We start from the raw sequence: 19,578 nt of genomic DNA, 5'->3' as shown, positions 1-19,578 counted from the left end.
TATAAAGAGGGTGTATCAAGACTTAAAGTAATAATACTTATAAATTTTTAGGACCATTCGGTAATTCTCTAAATATATTTATAAGTTTTATTTTAAGTTATTTTTGATACAACCTCTTTTTTAATTTACTATTACAAAGGAATCATCAAGTAATTTAAAATTATTTTTTAATCCACTTGATATAAAGACTTCCTTTGATTTAGTTACAAATATTCCTTCTATGTTTTCAAGAGACTCTACTAATTCTAATCCCTCTAAAACCCCCATGCCAAAGGTTGAAGTTGATAGAGCATCTCCATCTATAGATTTAGAGGAGACTATGGTTACAGAGGCTAAGTTATTATCATATGGATAACCTGTTTGAGGGTTAAGAATGTGATGATATTTAATATTGTTAACCTCCAAATAACGCTCATAAATTCCAGAAGTAACTACTGATTGATTGGATATACTTAAAGTTCCTAATGGAGCACCTCTATTTTCAAAAGGATTTTGAATTCCTATTGTCCAATTTTCATTTTTACTTTTTTCTCCTAGAGCAAAAATATTACCTCCTAAATCTATAATAGCTTTAGTTACTCCGTCCTCTATCAATAGTTCTGATATAACATCAGCTATATATCCTTTAGCAATGGCACCTAAATCTAAAATTATATTATTTTCAGTTAAAAATACAGAGCTTTCTTCTTCATTTAAAATAATATTTTCATAATTTATTAGATCAAGAGTATCCAAAATTTCAGTATCATTAGGCAACTTAGCATTTTCACTTCCTATTCCCCAAAGCTTTACTAAAGGACCTATGGTTATATCAAAATTTCCATTAGATAGTTTAGAGTATTCAAGAGATTTTTCTATAACATCAAAGGTAATAGAACTTACTTTTACTGGTTCTATTCCAGCCTTGTTGTTTATTTTATTAATTTCAGAGTCTTTTATGTTAAGACTAAGTAAGGATTCAATTTCGTTTATTTTATTAAACACCTTATCTAGTATTATTTCATCAAATTTATCATATAAAGTTATGTTCACTATTGTCCCCATAAAAAAACTAGATTTACTTATGGGTTCTTTTTTAGTATTACATCCGTTTAAACTAAAAATTAAAAACATAGATAAGAAAATGCATATATGTCTTAAGTATACCATTTTACCCTCCCTTAATAAGATACTATGTTATCTCACTATTCAACTAAAGTTGCTTCTTTTTTCCCTTCCTCAGCATCTTTTAATACTTGTTCAGCTAATTTTTTAAATTGGTTAGAAGAGCTAGTAGCACCTGTAATAGTATCTATGTCAGAAGATTGCTTTTCTACTAAAGCTTTTTCAAGTTGAGGTTCATAATCAGCAGGACCAATTCCAGAAACCCCTGTCATTTTTTCATTATAACCTTTATCATCACGTTTTATTGCATTAGTTTCCCCATTAAATTCGTTGTATTTTGCTTCTGTTATTTTTCCATCTTCTACTTTAATGTTTAGCTTAGCTTTATAGCCATGATCATCAGCCTTAGCTGTTTCAACTGAATATTCACCATCCTTAAGTTTGGAATCGTTTGAAGAGCCACAAGCTACGAAGCTAGAAGCCACCAAAGTCGAGAGTATAATAGCCAAAATCTTTTTTTTCATAAAAATCCTCCTAAATAATCTTTTTACTATAAATATATTTTTAAAGGTAAAAAAAATACCTTAAAGAATAATAAAATAATAATTTAAGTTTTAAAATCATATATACATAATAAGGAATTGTTAAATAGGAGAGTTATTATGAAAAAGTGGGATTTTTTAATAATTATAATTTTAGTAATAATATCTTTAATGCCATTAGGACTTATTATTCCAAGCAATATTGAGGGAGAAAATATGAAGGTAATTATAAGTGTTGGTGGAGAGAATTATAAAGTATTTGAGTTAAAAGAGGAAACAGATGAAAAAATTAGGGTTGAGGAAAATGGAGGTGTTAATGAGATTTATATAAAAGGGAAGGATGTATATATGCATGATACAAATTGCACAGATAGAATTTGTATTAGGCAAGGAAAGATAAGTAAAGTGGGTGAAAGTATAGTATGTTTACCTAATAGAGTATTTATTGAAATTAAGGGTGAAAAAGAGTCGGAATATATACTATCTTATTAATTAATAAATTTATGAAGTTTGTGGATTAAATAAGTATTGTTTTTTAAAATGCTCAATAGGAATATAGAAATTAACATTCACTTAAAATTATAGTTCAAGGGAGACTTAAGTGAGTTTTAAGATTAAATATTTCATTATCTATAGTATTAAAAAGGGGATAGATATTATGAAGACAAAGAAAATAATTTATATAGGAGTGCTAGTTGCTCAAGCCTTAGTTCTATATATTTTTGAAAGTATGATACCAATGCCTTTTATTACTCCAGGAGCAAAATTGGGACTAGCTAATCTAATAGTTGTTATAGGGCTATATACTTTAGATAATTACAAAGAGTGTTTGTGGTTAGTGTTTTTAAAATTGATTCTATCAACCCTTATTATGGGATCAGTATCTACTTTTATTTTTGGGCTAGGAGGAACAATTTTAAGCTTTTTATCTATGATTTTAATTAAGGAGACTTTAAAAGATAGAGTTTCTGCCATAGGGGTAAGTACAGTCGGTGGAGTATTTCATAATCTAGGGCAACTAATAGTTACAGCTATTGTGATTAAGAATATAGGAATATTGAGTTATCTACCATTTTTATCATTGGCTGGCATAGGGACGGGAATTTTTATAGGAATAACAGCAAATTATTTATTAAAGCATATAAGAAGTTTAAGTAACTTAGATTATCATAAAAATATGGTTAGATAAATAAGAGTTTAAACAAAGGTATTGTTTTAAGTGAATGTTGCTTTTTAGCTAGCCCTTCAGACCTAGCTTAATTTCGCAAAGTATTGCTATCATCTACTTCAGAATAATAGCTAAAGCTTTTAAACTCGCTCCGCTCAAACAAAAAAAGCTTCTTAACGCTATTATTCTTACGTATATGATGCAATAATAACTGCTTATTAAGATGGTCTTACAGTTCTATCTAAAAAGAAACATTAGTTTAAAACATAGCCTAAGATATAAATAGGAACTATATAAGAGTAGAAATAAGATAAAACTTCTTATTAATTGCCTCTATATAGTTCCTTATTTTTATAAAGGAGAATTCTATGATTTTATTACAGAATTTTTAGAGATTTCTATTATCTTTTTATAAACTTCTAATGTTTTTTCAGCTGTCTTTTTCCAAGTGAATTCTTTACTTCTTTCAAAACAAAGATTTTCTATGGAACTTCTAAGCTTTGAGTCATTTAGTAGGTTTTCAAGCTTTAGAGATAATTCTTTTTGATTATTAGGATTTACTAAAACTTCATTAAATGGAACAACCTCAGGAATAGAAGTTATATTTGATGTTAAAACGGCTGTTTTACAACTCATGGCTTCTAATGGAGGAAGACCAAATCCTTCATAAAGAGAAGGATAAACGAATAATGTAGTTGCGTTATATAAAGTTGGTAAATATTCATCTTCAATAAATCCAGTGAAAATAACTTTATCAGCAATTGGAAGACTTTCAGTATATTCTTTTAATTTTAGCCCTTCATCTCTCAAACCTCCAACTATCAATAATTTATAGTTATCATCTATATTTTTATGAATTGAACTAAATGCATCAACAAGTCCTCTTACATTTTTTCTTAAGCTAAAACCACCAATATACATAATAAATGGGCCATTAAAATTAAATCTCTTATTAACATCGAAAAGGCATTTCTCCTTATCTAAGGGTTTATAGCTTTCATTAGCTGCAAGTGGTGTTACAAATATATTTTCAGCTGGAAAATGAGGGAAGAATCTTAAAATATCATTTTTAGAGTATTCAGATACTGTAATTATACCTGTTGAGTTATCAATTATATAAGGCATACTTTGAAGAAATTTTTTTAGGTAACCTTTACCGACTGTTTCAGGTAAAATATATGGGATTAAATCATGAATGGTTACAACTTTAGCAAAATCTCCTTCAGAGTTAAGTCCCATTCCGTTTTGGGGAAGATGAAGTAAATCTATTTTTTCTTTAATTCCATAGGTAGGGATATAATAATCTTCAAAAAACCTTTGATGTTTTCTTGAAGACATTATTATTTTTGTATTTTCAGCCTCAAATTCAGGAATTTTTTCTCCAGAACATACTAAATCATAAGATGATTTTTTATCTATTTTTAATATGTTTGTTAATAAGTTGTATGTGTATGTTCCTATACCTGTACCTCTATACCAAGTTGCTCCTCTTGCATCTATTAAATTATACATAATAAGATTCCACTCCTTAGAAAAATAATTATCATAATTAATAATATTAATAAAGAATATAAAATGTGCATGTAACAAGAGGAATTTAAAAAACATATACTAATTAAAAAGTGAAAGTAGGAGTAGGTATGGATCGTGACTATATAAAGAACAAAATCTTACTTAACTATGGAATAGATAGCAAAGAAATAATAAAGGTTAAAAACACATATAAAATTATAACTAGTGATGAGGAGTATTGTTTAAAGGTAATAAAATATCAATATCCTCATTTTTATTTTATAGTTTCTGCTCAAAAGCATCTTATGAAAAATAACTTCAATTCAATACCTAAGATAATTGATACAGTTGAGGAAAAGGATTATATAGAATTAGATGGCAAATTAGCTTATTTAACTCCCTGGGTAAAATGCAGAGAGTGTAATTATAAGAATAAGTTAGATTTAAAGCTAGCAGCTGAAAAGCTTAGTGAGCTACATAACTGTAGTGAGGGGTTTGTTATAAATAGGAGTCTTAAGCCAAGAATAGCTTGGGGGCAGTGGTATAAGGTGTTTAAAACAAGAGGTGAAGAAATACTTGATTTTAGAAAAAGGATATATCAAAAAGCATATAAGTCAGAATTTGATAAGCTTTATCTTTCTATTATGGATGAGGAGCTACAGAGAGTAGAGAATACCCTCTATCATATAGAAGATAGTGGTTATTTTGATTATATGAAGAAAGAGGTTGGAAAACTAGGCTTTTGTCATCATGATTATGCAGATCATAACGTACTTTTATTAGAGAATGGGGATGTAAATATAATTGATTTTGATTATTGTATTTTAGATTCCCATTTGCATGATTTAAGCAGCATATGTGTTAGAACTATGAAAGAAGGAGCATGGAATTTAGAAATATTCAAATATATAATTCATAGCTATTCAAAAAATAAAGAAGTGTTAAATGAAGAATTTCCAATGATGGCAGCTTTTATTGAATTTCCTCAAGCATATTGGCAACTAGGACTTCAATATTATTGGGAGCAACAACCTTGGGAAGAAGAACATTTCTTGAGAAAGCTAGGTAAATATAAGAAGGATAGGGAACTAAGACAAAGTTTTGTTCAGGAGTTAAGTAATTTTACTTTGAGGTGATTTAAAGTTGAATCAAGAGTTAGAAATATTTTTAAATAAAAATAATATAGAAGTATTACCTAGAAAAGAAATAACTGAGGGAAAAAAAGAGATTAAACTTTACGATACAAGAGAATATATAAATACAATAAATGAACTTCATCATATTTTTTTGAAGGAAAATAATAAAATTAGGTTTAAGTTTAGAAATGATATATGGAGGATAGTTCAAACTTTTAAGCTTTGGAATAGAAGAGCTGAAAGAATAAATATAAATAATAGTTTTTTTAGACTAGTAATAGAGGCGTCGAAAAAAAGTGTAAATAGTATTGAAAGCATTGATTATATAAGTTTGATTAAAAGAGCTATGGAAAGAGAAGAGGTATGCACTGGAAGAATATATTATGAAATAAAAGAGGGATATAAAAAAGTATTTATAACAAATTTAGATAATATAAAGTTTAATATGAGAGAAGATGATTATTATACTTATTTTAAAAAAATAAAAGGAATTTATAAAAATGAGCTTGATGATTTAATTAAAGTAGCTGTAGAGAAGGAAGAGTTAGATTTTAAAAGCTATATTTATATAAAAGCTTTAATAGAATATCCTTACAATTCTATGAAGTACTTGCAGGATATATATGTAAAAGATATAGAGTTTGAAAATAAAGCTTTAGAAGGGTTATTAGCGAGAGATTATTTAATATAAAAGGAGGAGAGGTATATGAATAAAATTAGATATAAGGATGAAAAGTATTTGTGTAAATATGATTTGGATATGAAGTTATTTGAGTCATTAGGATTAGAGATTTTTGACTTAAGACCAAATAGAAATGTATTCTTATTAGATACCAAACAAGGTAAGAAAATATTAAAAATGATTAACTATGATGATGAGAGATTAAACTTTATAATCCATTCTACAGAGTATTTAAGAGAGAAATATGATGGAATATTAAATATAAATAAACTTCCTAATGGAAAAAATAGATTTCAATGGAAGGGGAATAGCTATATTTTATTAGATTATTTTGAAGGTACTGAATTTAATATTGCAAATCCAGTAGAATTAGAAATAATAACGGAGGCAGTAGCTAATCTTCATAATGCAGGTATGGGAATTCAAGAGGCAACTTCAAAAGAAATGAGAGAGAAAAATAGTGAACTTTTTAAATTAAATGAGCATTTTATAAATAGCAAGAAGAGCTTAGAATGTTTAAGAGAATTAGTAATGAATTATAAATACAAAAATGAGTTTGACGAAATATTTTCAAAAGAAGTGGACTATCACTTAAATGATATAGATATTTGTATAGAGCTATTAGAAAAGAGCAAATATAATGAATTGTGTAATGATAAGGGAAAAATAACTCTTTGCCACAATGATTTGGCATATCATAATATACTTTTTAATCAAAATAAAGTGAGTTTTATAGATTTTGATTATTGTAATATAAATTTAAGAGTTATAGATTTATGTAATTTTATAAGCAAAAGCATAAAGCGATTTGGTTTTAGCTTAGAAATGTGTGATTCAATAATAAAGAAATATGATGAATTAAATAATCTATCAAAAGAAGAAAAAGAATTAATGTATGTATATTTAAGATTTCCACATGATTTTTATACAATATCAATGCAATATTATTATAAATTAAAAGATTGGAAGTATGAATCTTTCTTGAATAAATTTGAGAGAAAATTAGAATATACTAAGGAAAAGGAAGTATTAGTGAATCATCTAAAAAACAATATAAAAGAATAAAAAAATAGGCTATATGTAAATAAGATTTTAAACTTATTTATACATATAGCCTTTGTTTTTATTAGGAAATATTCTTATAAGCATCAAGAGTGTTATAGGCTGTTTTCTTCCAATTAAATTTGCTTGAATGGGTTAATCCTTTATAAATCATAAGTGAATAGAACTTAGGATGATTTAATAACAATAATATATTTTCTTTTATTTCATCAACATCATGAGGGTTAACTAAGAGGGCAGCATCTTTACATACCTCAGGTATAGCTGTCAAATTTGAAGCTATTACTGGGGTGCCACAGGCCATACATTCAATAGGAGGTAGACCAAATCCCTCATAAAATGAAGGATATACCAAAGCTTTACTTGCACTATAAAATATTGGCATATCTTCTATAGGAATAAATCCTGTAAAAATAACAGAGGAAGTTAAATTTAATTCTTCGACTTTTTTTCTATAAATTTCATAGGAAGGTCCTTTTGATCCTAGGATTACTAGTTTTAATCCTTGTTTGTAAGAAGCCTTAACTAGATTAAATGCTTCTATTATTCCAACGATATTCTTTCTAGGGCTAAATCCTCCTACATATAATAAAAAATCAGTGTCTATGTTATATTTTTTCTTTAGATATTGAGATGAGTGATATTTATTTAATGGTTTATAAATTTCCTCAGCAGCTAAATGAGTGACAAAAATCTTCTCTTTAGGATAAGAAAAAGTTTTACTTATATCTTCTTTAGAAAAATTAGAAACAGTAATAATTCCATCTGAGTTATCTAAGATATTTTTTATGTTGGATTGGAAAATCTTTAAGAAAGTGTCACTAACGGTTTCAGGCATTTTCATGGGAATTATATCATGCAGGGTAATAACTGTTTTAATATCATTAGGTTTAGAGAGTCCTATGCCATTTTGAGGAATATGATAAATATCACCTATAATATTTTCTTTAGAATTAGGAGTATTTATAAATTCCCAAAAATTTTTTTCTTCATTTGTGGTTGAATTTAAATAATTAAAGTTATTTTTATTTGGTAGGTTTAAGGATGATGATGGGGGAATAAGTATATTATAGTCATTTAAAAAGTCTATTTGATGTAAATTATTTATTATTTGATAAGTGTAGTTGCCAATTCCAGTACCACGATACAGCGTGGCAGCTCTTCCATCAATACATATTTTCATAAGTCAAATCCTTTCGGTATAGAGATATATTATTATTATATTTCTGTATGGAATAAAATGTTAATAAAACCGAAGGTTGATACATATAAATATGGTAGGGGGTGAATAGATATGATGAGAGAGTTTGAAATAGAAAGACAATTTGATATTAAAATAGAACAGTTAAAGCCTAATAAAGGTGTATATTACTTGAAAAGCAACATGGGTGAAAGATGTTTAAAACGGATAAATTATGGGACTCAAAAGCTTCTTTTTGTTTATGGGGCAAAGGAACACTTAGCTAAGAATGGTTTTGACCATATAGACAGATATTTTTTAAATATTGAAGATGAGCCTTATGCTTTAGTAAATGAGGATTTATATACTCTTTCAAATTGGATAAATGGAAGAGAGTGTGATTTTACTAATATAGAAGAAGTTAAATTAGCTGCTAAAAAATTAGCGGAATTACATGAAGCTAGTAAAGGATATGATCCACCTGAAAACTCTAAGCTTAAAAGCGATTTAGGAAGATGGCCATATCTTATGGAGAAGAGGGGAAAAGCCTTAGAAAAAATGAGAGGCATGGCTAGAAAAAAGAATTTGAAAAAAGATTTTGATATTCTTTATATAAAAAATATTGATTTTTATAAAGATTTAGCAATAAGGGCTGCGAAGGTTTTAAATAATTCAAAATATCTAAGTTTATGTGAAGAGGCTGAGACTGAAAAAGTATTTTGTCATCATGATTATACTTATCACAATATAATAATTGGAGAAGATAATGAAGTTTATATAATAGACTTCGATTATTGTAAGAGAGAAATAAGAACATATGACATAGCCAATTTCATGAAAAAGGTTTTAAAAAGAGTTGATTGGAATATTGAATATGCAGAGGCTATAATTGATGCATATAATTCAGTAAGTCAATTAAAAGAGGAGGAATATGAAGTTTTATATGCATACTTATTATTTCCTCAAAGGTATTGGAGACTAGCTAATAGATATTATTATAATGAAGTTATATGGGGACAAAATGTTTTCATGAATAAAATGAACAACATAATTAATGAGAAAGAAAGCTATATAAAATTCATTGAAGATTTCAAAGCTAAATATAATCAAGTTGGATAACAGTGGTTTAGGTGCCTAGGTTTAGGCACTATTTTTATTGAAAAAAATTAGCTTCATCACAATTATAAACCAATATTCATATTATGATAATGGGATTATATAAGTTAGGAGAAGACATATGAAAGTTGGAGATCTAGTAGTAAGAAAGTCATATAGTAAGGATATAACTTTTAAAATTATAGATATAAAAGATGATGATGGAAGAATAATTTATATTTTAAAAGGGCTTCATATTAGGATAATAGCTGATTCACAGGAAGAGGATTTAATAAAGGTAGAGGATAGTTTTGCTGGTGATAAGGATAGAGCTTTCGATTCAAAGGTGAATGATATTATTAAAAAGGTTTTAATAAGTAGAGAGCAACGAAGCAGTGAATCTATTACGAGAGATGATGAAAAGATTAATGAGAGTAGAGCTGCAAAGGATAATGGTTTGGTTTTTGGGAGGCCAGGAAGAATACTTCATATAGATGGTGATCCATCTTATATGGAAACATGTTTGAAGGCATATAAGCAATTAAATTTAAATGCTGTAGGCATAGCAATATCTGAAAAGGATCAGCCTTTAAAAGTTCTATCTTTAGTAAAGGAGTATAATCCAGATATAGTTGTGCTAACTGGACATGATGGTGTTCTTAAGGATTCAAAAGGAATGCTTGATTTAAATAATTATAGAAATTCAAAATATTTTATTGATGCTGTAAAAATTTTAAGAAGCCATAATTCAAGTTATGATGAACTTGTTATTTTTGCAGGGGCTTGTCAATCCTGTTATGAAAGCATTTTAGAAGCAGGAGCTAATTTTGCAAGTTCACCGAATAGAGTACTTATACATTGTTTAGATCCAGTTTTAGTTTGTGAAAGAATAGCATATACAAGAATCGATGAAATTGTATCTATAAAAGATGTTATAGAAAACACAATAACAGGAATAAAAGGTATAGGAGGGCTTCAAACTAGAGGGAAATATAGGGAAGGATATCCCAAATCACCGTATATAAATTAATAGAATAAAATAAAAGGTTTCAGTTAATAATATAATTGGATGTTTTAGTTTAAATGTAGTATATTTTTATTGACAAGACACGGCTTTATATAGTAAAATATTTTGTTCTATTGAAAAAACATCCTTTTTAGTGTATAATATATAATAGAAAGAGGGTGTTAAAATGAGTACCAGACTTACATTGAATTCCATCAGAAAAAGCATAGAGGATCACGTAGGTGAGAAAGTTAAACTAAGAGCTAATGGTGGAAGAAAGAAGATTTTGGAAAATGAAGGAATACTAGAAAGTGTTCACCCAAGTATTTTTGTAGTTAGATTACAAAAAGACACCCAAAGGAAAGTGACATACAGTTATTCAGATGTACTTACAAAAACAGTTCAACTAGATTTTGTTGGTTAAATAAAAAGGCTAGCTAAGTAAATTAGCTAGTTTTTTTATTTAAATTAATTTTCACAAAAAAAAAGAAAGATGGTGGGTTTCCATCTTTCAACTATGGTATAAAAGGGTATTGAGAATTTATGAGAGGTTATATGGTCAATAACCATCTTTATAATACGACATTTTTTTTAGAGTGTCAACACTTTTTATAAAAAAATGTCGAAAAAAACAATGTTTTTTTTAATTTTACTTTAAAAATTAATGTAAACGTTTATAAATTCAAAAGATAAAATAAAAATAAATAAAGTAATAATAAGAAGAATTATCATAATGGTACTGTCATACATATATATTATAGTAGTAGATTATTTAGGAGGGATAGATTTGGTTAATTTAGATATTATTAAAGAAAGTCTTGGATTTGAAAAAATTTTAAATGAAAATTCGTTAGACATACCATTTAGAGAAGAATACTTAATACCAGATACTCAGCCAGATGTTCATGAAGTGCTTTCAGTAGATACTAATGTATTTGTACTTAATAGAGAAGTTCAAAGTGATAGAGTTTTATTAGAATATGAAGTTGAGTGTAATGTTATGTACTTAGCTAGAGAAGAAGAGGGATTAGGTGTAAATAGTGTTGTTTACAAAGAAAAAAATTCTAGCTTTATTGATATAGCTGGTGCCGAACATAGTATGATGTGTGATATGGAATGTAATTTAGAACATATCGATGCGAACATAATCAATGAAAGAAAGATAAGAGTAGAAGGAAAACTTAAAACTAAATATAGGGTTTATAAGGAAGAAAAAATTGATGTTGTAAAAGAATTAGATGGCTTAGGAGATTTACAAATAAAGAGAAAACCAGAAAGTATAGAAAAAAATATAACTAACATGGTTTGCTCAATGAATGGACAATTACCTATAAATATAGGAATGGATAAGCCTCAAATAGGAAAAATAATAAAGTGTGGATATATGCTTCATAGACAAGAAGTTAAGTTAGGGGAAGATAAGGTACAAGTATCATGTTTAGCTAAAATAAATATTTTATATAGAGCTTATGATTCAAGAGAAGTTGTAGCATTAGAAGAAGACTTATACCTATCAAAGGAAGAAGAAGTTGTAGGGGTAAATGCTGATATGAATTGCAATGGATATTTTGAAATAAAAGACCATGATGCAAGAATATCTCAAAATGACTTAGGGGAAAGTAGAGTAATAGATGTAAATTTAGCTGTTGATGCTAATGTTAGAGTATCTAAATTAGAATTAACAGAAACTGTTGAAGATTTATATTCTCCAACTCGAAATATAATGCCTTTAAAAGGAAACTGTAAGGTTAATATGTCAGTTAGTGAAAATTCAAATGATTCAACAATAAGAGGTAATATTAATTTATTAAAAGATGGTGGAGATGCTACTCAAGTAATAGACTGTACTGGTAATATTGTTGGTATGGAAAGTTATTTTGCTGACTCTAGGGTAGTTATAAAAGGTAATTTAGCAATTAAGGCAATATATAAAACAACAGACGAGGAAAAAGGACTTAATAAAGTATGTGGAGAAATACCTTTTGAGTTTGCATTAGATATGCCTAATTCACAATCAGGAATGACCTTTGACACTAAAGCAAATATAGAAGATTTACTATGTAGCATAGAAGGAAATAGCATAGCTGTAAAAGCAAATATATATTTTTATGCTAAATGTTCAGATATGTTTGACAAAGAATATGTAAGAGATGTTGAGCAAAATGATGATAAAGTTGAAAAAAGAGCATCTGTAACAATATATATAATACAAAAAGGTGATACTTTATGGAGTTTAGCGAAGAAATATAGAACTACAATAGATGATTTAGTTAAGCTAAATAACATTGAAAATCCAGATGTTATATATGCTGGTGAAAAGATTATGATTCCGGGAAGAGCAATATTATAGAAAAAGAGTTTTATGGTTTTATACCATAAAACTCTTTTTTTATTATGAATAAATATAATATTTGTGGCAAAAATAAGAAATGCATGATTTGAGGTGAATAGTTTTGAAAAGTAGTAGCAAAAAAAATTTAATAATAATAGGTGGAGCAGAAGATAAGAAAGGAGACAAGATTATATTAAATTTTGTAGCAGATAGGTTCAAAGAATCCGATGGAATTATGGTAATAGCAACCATAGCTACAGAATCTCCTAATATAGTCATAGAACAATATAAAAATATATTTTCAAGTATGGGAATAAGAGAGATTAAGGAGCTTCGTGTTATAGAAAGAGAAGAAGCTTTTGATGAGGAAAATATTAACTTAGTAAATGATGCTTCTGTTATATTTTTTACAGGCGGTGACCAGCTTAGAATAACAAGTTTAATAGGAGGAACACCTCTTTATGATATTTTGCAAAAAAGAAGCAACGAAGGTTGTTATTTTGTTGGAACATCAGCAGGAGCATCAGTTATGAGCGATGTGATGATTGTTGGAGGAGAAGAGGAGGAATCCCCTAAAAAGAGCACGTTAAATATGTCAGCAGGACTAGGGCTTATAAAAAATACTCTTATAGACCAACACTTTGCACAAAGAGGAAGAATAGGAAGATTATTATCAGGTGTTTGTCAAAATCCAGAAGTATTAGGGGTAGGTATAGATGAAGATACTGCCATAGTAATTAATGATGATGAATTAATGGTTATTGGAAGTGGAGCAGTTTATTTTGTTGATGGAAGAAAAATAGAATATACCAATGTATCTGAAAGAAAACAAGATGAAGTTTTTAGTATATTTAATGTTAAGTTACATGTATTAACATCAGGCAAAAAAATGAATTTATTAACTAGGGTGCCTTTTGAGGAGGAAAGAAATAAAAATGAAGATAAATAATCAACGTATCTTTGAAGGAAGAAACATTTATTCACATAGAAGTTGTGTGAGATTAGATGTTGATTTGGAAGGATATTGTGAAACGCCTACAAAGGATATTGATGGATTTAATGAAAGACTATTAAATTATGTTCCAGAATTATATACGCATAGATGTGGAATAGACATAGACGGAGGCTTTGTGGAACGTTTAAAAGAAGGAACATATTTAGCTCATGTTTGTGAACATACAATAATAGGAATACATAATAAGTTAGGCATAGACGTAAAGTACGGAAAAGCAAGAGAGATTAAAGATGATTTTTATTATATAATCTTTGAATATAAATTAAAGAAAACAGCTATTTTAATTGCTGAATTAGCTGTAGATTTAATGAACGCTATAATAAAAAAGAAAGATATTAATTTTGATGAAAGATTAGAAATAATAAAAAGAGTTATTAGAGAAGAAAGTATAGGGCCATCAACAAAGGCAATATGTGATGCTGCTAGTGATGTTGGTCTTCCTGTTGTTTCTATAGGAAATGGAAATTTATATCAGATAGGTTATGGAAAAGCTGGAAAAAGATTTAGTGCTACAATTGGTAGCAATACAAAGGGAATAGCTGTAGATATAGCTTGTGATAAGATGCTTACAAAAGAACTATTAGATATTGAAAATTTACCTGTAGCTAAAGGGGAAAAAGTTTTTAATACATTACAACTTCTTGAAGTGGTAAATAGGATAGGATATCCAGTAGTCTTAAAACCTCAATGGGGAAGTAAGGGCAATGGAGTTTTTGTAAATATAAATAATGAAAAAGAGTTATTAAGAGCATATGCTGAATTAATTAAAGAATGTAAAGAAGTAATGATAGAGGAATATAAAGAGGGAAATGATTATAGAGTCATGCTAGTGGATTACAAAGTAGTAGCAGTATCTTTAAGAAAACCACCTTTCATAATAGGGGATGGTGTAAGAAGTATTAAGGATTTAATAGATGCCATGAATGCTAATCCTCTAAGAGGCGAAGGACATGAAAAGCCTTTAACAAAGGTTAAAATAGACGAAGAATTAATGAATAGATTAGAGAAATTAGGATATTATCTAAATTCAATTTTAGAATATGGTGAAAAACTTATTTTAAGAGGGAATGCTAATCTTTCTACAGGAGGAAGTGCTGAAGACTACACAGATTTAATATGTAAAGAAAATATTGAAATTTGTGAAAGAGCAGCAAAAGTCATTGGTCTAGATATATGTGGTATAGATATTTGTACAAAATCAATATCAGAACCCTTATATGATACTGGTGGAATAATATTAGAAGTAAATGCAGCACCAGGAATAAGAATGCATCATTTCCCAACAGTAGGAAAAGAAAGAAATGTAGGTAAGAAGATTTTAGATAATATGTTTAAAAACGGATATGATAATATCCCTGTTATATCAGTTACAGGAACAAATGGAAAGACCACAACAGTTAGATTAATATCCTATATTTTAAAATTAATAGGATTTAATGTGGGATGTACAACAACTTCGGGAGTAAAAATAGGAGATAAATATATACATAAAGGTGATGATACTGGGTATGAAAGTGCAAAATCAGTATTATTAAATCCAGAGGTTGAGGTCGCTGTTTTAGAAAGTGCAAGGGGAGGATTAGTAAGAAGAGGATTAGCCTACAACTTAGCAGATGTAGGAGTAATAACAAACATAAGAGAAGATCATTTAGGCATAGATGGTATAAATGATTTAGAAGATTTAGCTTTTGTAAAATCATTGGTAGGAGAAGCTGTAAAAGATAATGGCTATTCAATTATAAATGCTGATGATGAGTGGAGTATAAAAATTTTAGATAGAATAAAAAAACCTAAAATATTATTCTCTATGGATGAAAATAATAAGTATATTCAAGATAACTTGAAAAATGGAAATCCAATTGTATTTTATAGAGATGAAACTATATATGTGAAGAATAGAGGTAAGGAATACAGAATAGCTTCTGCTGAAGAAATGAAGTTCACTATAAATGGGAAACTTAAACATAATATAGAAAATGCAATGGCAGCTTGTGCAGCTTTAGTTGGAATAGAGGTTGATTACTGTATCATCTCAAAAGGATTAAAACAATTTAAATCTTGTGAGGAAGATAATAGAGGAAGATTTAATATATTTGATGTTAATGGAGTAAATGTAATTTTAGACTATGGACATAACATAGATGGGTATAAGGTTATAATAGAATCACTTAAAAATATTGGATTTAAAAATATAACTGGGATAATAGGAGTTCCAGGAGATAGAGATTTAAATACTATAAAAACAGTTGGAAAATTAAGTGGTGAATTTTTTGATTCTATAGTAATAAAAGAGGATAAAGATTTAAGGGGAAGAGAAAAAGGAGAAGTTGCAAATATCATGCTAGAAGGAGTAAATGAAGCTTCTAGAAAAAACTTAAAAGTTTCAAAAATACTATCAGAGGAAGAAGCACTTATAGAAACTTTAAAAACGGCTAAAAAAGGTGATACTATAATAATGTTTTTTGAAGATTATGAGCCACTTTATAATATAATAAATGAATTTAAGAATAATGGAGTAAAAGGATTAAAAAGTGCTAGTTTATAAGAATGATAGGTTTACAGGAGAAATCTTCTATTAGTAATTTAGAAGATTTCTCTTTATTTTAATTAACTCTTTATGTTTTTGAAAGAAAATAATATAATTATATTTAGCTTTAATAATGTAAGAAGGGTGATTATATGAAAATGAAAGCTTATGCAAAGGTAAATATAGCTTTAGATGCTATTGGAAAAAGAGAAGATAACTATCATTTACTAAGAATGATAATGCAAACAGTAGATTTATATGATGTTATAGATATTGAGAAAAGTAATGATAGTAGTATAAGTATTTCTTGTAATAAGCATTATGTCCCTACAGATGAAAGAAATTTAGCTTATAAAGCAGCAGTGTTATTTAGAGAAAATTTTAATATAAAAGGTGGAGTAAAGATTAGTATTAAAAAGAATATACCTGTTGCTGCTGGAATGGCAGGAGGAAGTACTAATGCCGCTGCAGTTTTAGTTATGATGAATAAACTTTTTAAAGTTAATGCTAGTTTAGAAGAGTTAAAAGAATTAGGTCTTAAAATAGGTGCAGATGTTCCTTATTGTATTGAGGGAGGAACTGCTTTATGTGAAGGGATTGGAGAAGTTATAACACCTTTAAAACCTTTTGAAAATAAAATTTTAGTTGTACTAAAACCTAACTTTGGAGTCTCCACTAAAGAGGTATATACAAACTTAGATATAAATAAGATAAGAAAACATGTTAACATAGAAGAATTAATAGAGGCTATGGAAAATGATGATTTAAACTATGTTGCAAAGAATATGAAAAATGTGTTAGAAAACGTAACTTTAAAAAAACATAGTGTATTAAAAACAATAAAAGAAGATATGAGAAGAAGTGGTGCTTTAGGAGCTATGATGAGCGGAAGTGGTCCTACTGTATTTGCTTTTTTTGATGACATGTTGACTGCTCAAAAATCTTTTGAGTTTTTAAAGAATAAATATAAATATTCAGATGTATACATAACGAGAACTATAAGCAATAATAATTTATAAAAAAATAATTCTTTAGTGTATATAAAAATGCTCTTTGGTAATAATCAAGGTATCAGGGGGTGTTTGTTATGAAAAAAGTATTATCAATTTTATTTTTAGGAATTTTAGTTTTTAGTATTGTTGGAACATCTTTAAATAAGAGACAAGCTTTAGGTGTTTCAGAAGAAAATGTTGTTGAGGATATAAGTGAAAAGTTAATAAGATTTCATGTTTTAGCCAATAGTGATAGTAACATAGATCAACAGTTAAAAATGAAAGTTAAGGATGAAGTTCTTAAATATATTTTGCCTATATTAAATGAATCTGAAAGTTTAGAAGAATCAAGAGAGATTTTAAAAAGAGAAGATGGTAATATCATTGAAATAGCTGAAAATTGTATAAAAGAAGAAGGTTTTAATTATACTGTTGAAACTACTTTAACAAGAGAAAATTTCCCAGTTAAAGAATATGGAAATATAGTTTTACCACAAGGTGAATATGAAGCTTATAGAATTTTAATTGGAGAAGGAGAAGGGCAAAATTGGTGGTGTGTTATGTTTCCACCTTTATGTTTTATAGATGTTACTAAAGGACAAGTAGCTTATGATGAAACAGAAAAAAAGATGAAAGATGTTTTATCAGAAGAGGAGTTTAAGCAAGTTAATAAAAAAGAAAATGATGTAAATTTTGAATTAAAAATATTTGATTTATTTAAATAAAAGAATTAACATATGATAATAAAGTGATTTTTAGGAGGAAAAAATATGACTAAAGCATTAGCCATGGTTTCAGGTGGATTAGATAGTATATTAGCTGCAAAATTAATAAAAGAACAAGGAATAGAAGTAATAGGTATTTGTTTTAGATCTTATTTCTTTAATGAAGAAAATGCTAAAAGAATGTGCAAACAAATAGATATGCCTTTAGAGGTAGTTGATTTTTCAGATGAGCATTTTGAGATGGTAAAAGACCCTAAACATGGTAGAGGGAAAAATATGAATCCATGTATAGATTGTCATGCTATGATGATGAGATATTCAGGGGAATTACTAAAGAAATTTGATGCTGATTTCATAATAACTGGAGAGGTTTTAAATCAAAGACCAATGTCTCAAAATAGACAAGCCTTAAATACTGTAAAAAAAGAATCAGGATTTAGTGAAAAAATATTAAGACCTTTATGTGCTTTAAATTTAGAGCCTACAGAAATGGAGCTAAATGGATTAGTAGATAGAGAAAAATTATTAAAAATATCAGGTAGAAGTAGAAAGGCTCAAATGGAGCTTGCTGAAAAATGGAATATAGTAGACTATCCATCACCAGCAGGTGGATGTAAGTTAACAGAGCCAGGATATGCTATAAGATTAAGTGATTTACTTGATAACCAAGAAGAGGTAGCTAAAGATGAAATAGGACTTCTTAAATATGGTAGACATATGAGAATTTCACCTAAAAATAAAGCTATAATAGCTAGAAGTGGTGATGAGTGGGAAGATATAGTTAAATTTAAAAAAGATAGTGATGTTTTAGTTACACCTAAGAATTCTACTGGAGCGCCTGTTATATTAAGAGGTGAATTTAACCAAGAGGATTTAGAAGTTGCCGCTAGAATATGCGGAAGATATTGTAAAGAAAAAGACAGTGATGCTGTTGAAATAAATTATGAAAAAGATGGAGAGATAAATACAATAACAATAACTCCATTTAAAGATGAGGAACTTAAAAAGTATATGATAAATCAATAATTGATTTAGAAAGGATCATTAATATGGGTAAAAAAGCTATAATATCAATATGTAGTACTCAAGAAATTGATGAACAAGAAAAGATAGAAGTTGTTACTGTTGGCGAATTTTCTACTGATGGGGATGAATTTATAGCTACTTATGATGAAACTGAGATATCAGGAATGGAAGGAACAAAGACAACTTTAAGAATAAAAGGTGACAAGGTTGTATTACATAGAGAAGGAACAACAAGTACAAAGATGGAGTTTGAAAAGGATAATACATCAGTTGCCCTTTATAATACTCCTTATGGAATGTTAGAGCTTAAAACTTCAACAAAAGAGTTAGAGTTAGACGTTAATGAAAATGGAGGAAATATATCCATAAAATATCATCTAATAGCTGGAGGACAAAGTCCTATACAAACAAATCTTGATATGAAAATAAAAGTAGAAGAATAATTTATAAATTTAAATAAGGCTATATTTTTGA

Annotated in this window: 19 protein-coding genes; 15 read left to right on the top strand and 4 right to left on the bottom strand. The window is 28.0% G+C overall.

The genetic code is table 11. The features are described from left to right. Nucleotides 1–120: 120 nt before the first annotated feature. Entirely contained in the window at nt 121–1,149 is a 1,029-nt protein-coding gene (locus OIF33_RS05620) for an FAD:protein FMN transferase (RefSeq protein WP_322503229.1), read from the bottom strand. 35 nt (nt 1,150–1,184) lie between these two features. After that, a complete protein-coding gene (locus OIF33_RS05615; protein ID WP_322503228.1) occupies nt 1,185–1,628 on the bottom strand; it encodes an FMN-binding protein in 444 nt (147 codons plus the stop codon). A gap of 138 nt (nt 1,629–1,766) precedes the next feature. Between OIF33_RS05615 and OIF33_RS05610 the strand changes: the two genes are divergently transcribed. Both OIF33_RS05610 and OIF33_RS05605 read left to right on the top strand, forming a co-directional pair. Continuing rightward, nucleotides 1,767–2,138 carry a NusG domain II-containing protein gene (locus OIF33_RS05610; protein WP_322503227.1) on the top strand — a complete coding sequence of 124 codons (372 nt, stop codon included), beginning with the start codon at nt 1,767–1,769 and terminating at the stop codon, nt 2,136–2,138. A gap of 166 nt (nt 2,139–2,304) precedes the next feature. Next, nucleotides 2,305–2,835 carry a Gx transporter family protein gene (locus OIF33_RS05605; RefSeq protein WP_322503226.1) on the top strand — a complete coding sequence of 177 codons (531 nt, stop codon included), beginning with the start codon at nt 2,305–2,307 and terminating at the stop codon, nt 2,833–2,835. A gap of 345 nt (nt 2,836–3,180) precedes the next feature. Here the strand turns inward: OIF33_RS05605 and OIF33_RS05600 are convergent, their stop codons facing one another. Next, on the bottom strand, nt 3,181–4,326 hold the full coding sequence (locus OIF33_RS05600) for a glycosyltransferase family 1 protein (RefSeq protein WP_322503225.1): 1,146 nt from the start codon (nt 4,324–4,326) through the stop codon (nt 3,181–3,183). Between the two features lie 128 nt (nt 4,327–4,454). Here OIF33_RS05600 and OIF33_RS05595 point away from each other — a divergent pair, with 128 nt between their 5' ends. From OIF33_RS05595 to OIF33_RS05585, 3 genes are read left to right on the top strand one after another with little or no spacing between them, the layout of a single operon-like run. Continuing rightward, nucleotides 4,455–5,462 carry a CotS family spore coat protein gene (locus OIF33_RS05595; protein WP_322503224.1) on the top strand — a complete coding sequence of 336 codons (1,008 nt, stop codon included), beginning with the start codon at nt 4,455–4,457 and terminating at the stop codon, nt 5,460–5,462. Nucleotides 5,463–5,469: 7 nt separating this feature from the next. Further along, nucleotides 5,470–6,153 (top strand): hypothetical protein, encoded by a 684-nt coding sequence (locus tag OIF33_RS05590; RefSeq protein WP_322503223.1) that lies wholly within the window; start codon nt 5,470–5,472, stop codon nt 6,151–6,153. Nucleotides 6,154–6,168: 15 nt separating this feature from the next. Continuing rightward, nucleotides 6,169–7,209, top strand: a complete 1,041-nt coding sequence (locus tag OIF33_RS05585; RefSeq protein WP_322503222.1) for a CotS family spore coat protein — start codon at nt 6,169–6,171, stop codon at nt 7,207–7,209. Between the two features lie 61 nt (nt 7,210–7,270). Here the strand turns inward: OIF33_RS05585 and OIF33_RS05580 are convergent, their stop codons facing one another. Next, the gene (locus OIF33_RS05580) at nt 7,271–8,389 is read right to left on the bottom strand and encodes a glycosyltransferase family 1 protein (protein WP_322503221.1); all 1,119 of its coding nucleotides are present in this window, start codon (nt 8,387–8,389) and stop codon (nt 7,271–7,273) included. 111 nt (nt 8,390–8,500) lie between these two features. Here OIF33_RS05580 and OIF33_RS05575 point away from each other — a divergent pair, with 111 nt between their 5' ends. The 10 genes from OIF33_RS05575 to OIF33_RS05530 all read left to right on the top strand — a co-directional run bounded on the left by OIF33_RS05575 (nt 8,501) and on the right by OIF33_RS05530 (nt 19,547). Next, the gene (locus OIF33_RS05575; protein ID WP_322503220.1) at nt 8,501–9,505 is read left to right on the top strand and encodes a CotS family spore coat protein; all 1,005 of its coding nucleotides are present in this window, start codon (nt 8,501–8,503) and stop codon (nt 9,503–9,505) included. A gap of 118 nt (nt 9,506–9,623) precedes the next feature. Beyond that, a complete protein-coding gene (gene yabG, locus OIF33_RS05570; RefSeq protein WP_322503219.1) occupies nt 9,624–10,511 on the top strand; it encodes a sporulation peptidase YabG in 888 nt (295 codons plus the stop codon). Between the two features lie 163 nt (nt 10,512–10,674). After that, nucleotides 10,675–10,911, top strand: coding sequence for a Veg family protein (locus tag OIF33_RS05565; protein WP_003462688.1), 237 nt, complete (start codon nt 10,675–10,677; stop codon nt 10,909–10,911). A gap of 363 nt (nt 10,912–11,274) precedes the next feature. Next, complete coding sequence (locus tag OIF33_RS05560) at nt 11,275–12,837, top strand: DUF3794 and LysM peptidoglycan-binding domain-containing protein (protein ID WP_322503218.1); 1,563 nt, start codon at nt 11,275–11,277, stop codon at nt 12,835–12,837. A 103-nt stretch (nt 12,838–12,940) separates the two neighbouring features. Further along, nucleotides 12,941–13,768 (top strand): cyanophycinase, encoded by an 828-nt coding sequence (locus OIF33_RS05555; RefSeq protein WP_322503217.1) that lies wholly within the window; start codon nt 12,941–12,943, stop codon nt 13,766–13,768. After that, nucleotides 13,755–16,379 carry a cyanophycin synthetase gene (cphA, locus tag OIF33_RS05550; protein ID WP_322503216.1) on the top strand — a complete coding sequence of 875 codons (2,625 nt, stop codon included), beginning with the start codon at nt 13,755–13,757 and terminating at the stop codon, nt 16,377–16,379. The genes OIF33_RS05555 and cphA overlap by 14 nt, the downstream gene beginning before the upstream one ends. A 134-nt stretch (nt 16,380–16,513) precedes the next feature. After that, on the top strand, nt 16,514–17,380 hold the full coding sequence (gene ispE / locus OIF33_RS05545; protein ID WP_322503215.1) for a 4-(cytidine 5'-diphospho)-2-C-methyl-D-erythritol kinase: 867 nt from the start codon (nt 16,514–16,516) through the stop codon (nt 17,378–17,380). Between the two features lie 68 nt (nt 17,381–17,448). Further along, nucleotides 17,449–18,078 carry a stage II sporulation protein R gene (gene spoIIR / locus OIF33_RS05540; protein ID WP_322503214.1) on the top strand — a complete coding sequence of 210 codons (630 nt, stop codon included), beginning with the start codon at nt 17,449–17,451 and terminating at the stop codon, nt 18,076–18,078. A gap of 45 nt (nt 18,079–18,123) precedes the next feature. After that, nucleotides 18,124–19,104 carry a tRNA 4-thiouridine(8) synthase ThiI gene (locus OIF33_RS05535; protein WP_322503213.1) on the top strand — a complete coding sequence of 327 codons (981 nt, stop codon included), beginning with the start codon at nt 18,124–18,126 and terminating at the stop codon, nt 19,102–19,104. A gap of 23 nt (nt 19,105–19,127) precedes the next feature. Beyond that, a complete protein-coding gene (locus OIF33_RS05530) occupies nt 19,128–19,547 on the top strand; it encodes a DUF1934 domain-containing protein (RefSeq protein WP_322503212.1) in 420 nt (139 codons plus the stop codon). Nucleotides 19,548–19,578 lie beyond the last annotated feature (31 nt).

It is taken from the genome of Clostridium sp. LIBA-8841 (assembly GCF_034439435.1).
Lineage (GTDB): Bacteria > Bacillota > Clostridia > Clostridiales > Clostridiaceae > Sarcina.
Note: the sequence above shows the minus strand (reverse complement) of the source record. Positions and strands in the feature narration are given on the sequence as shown.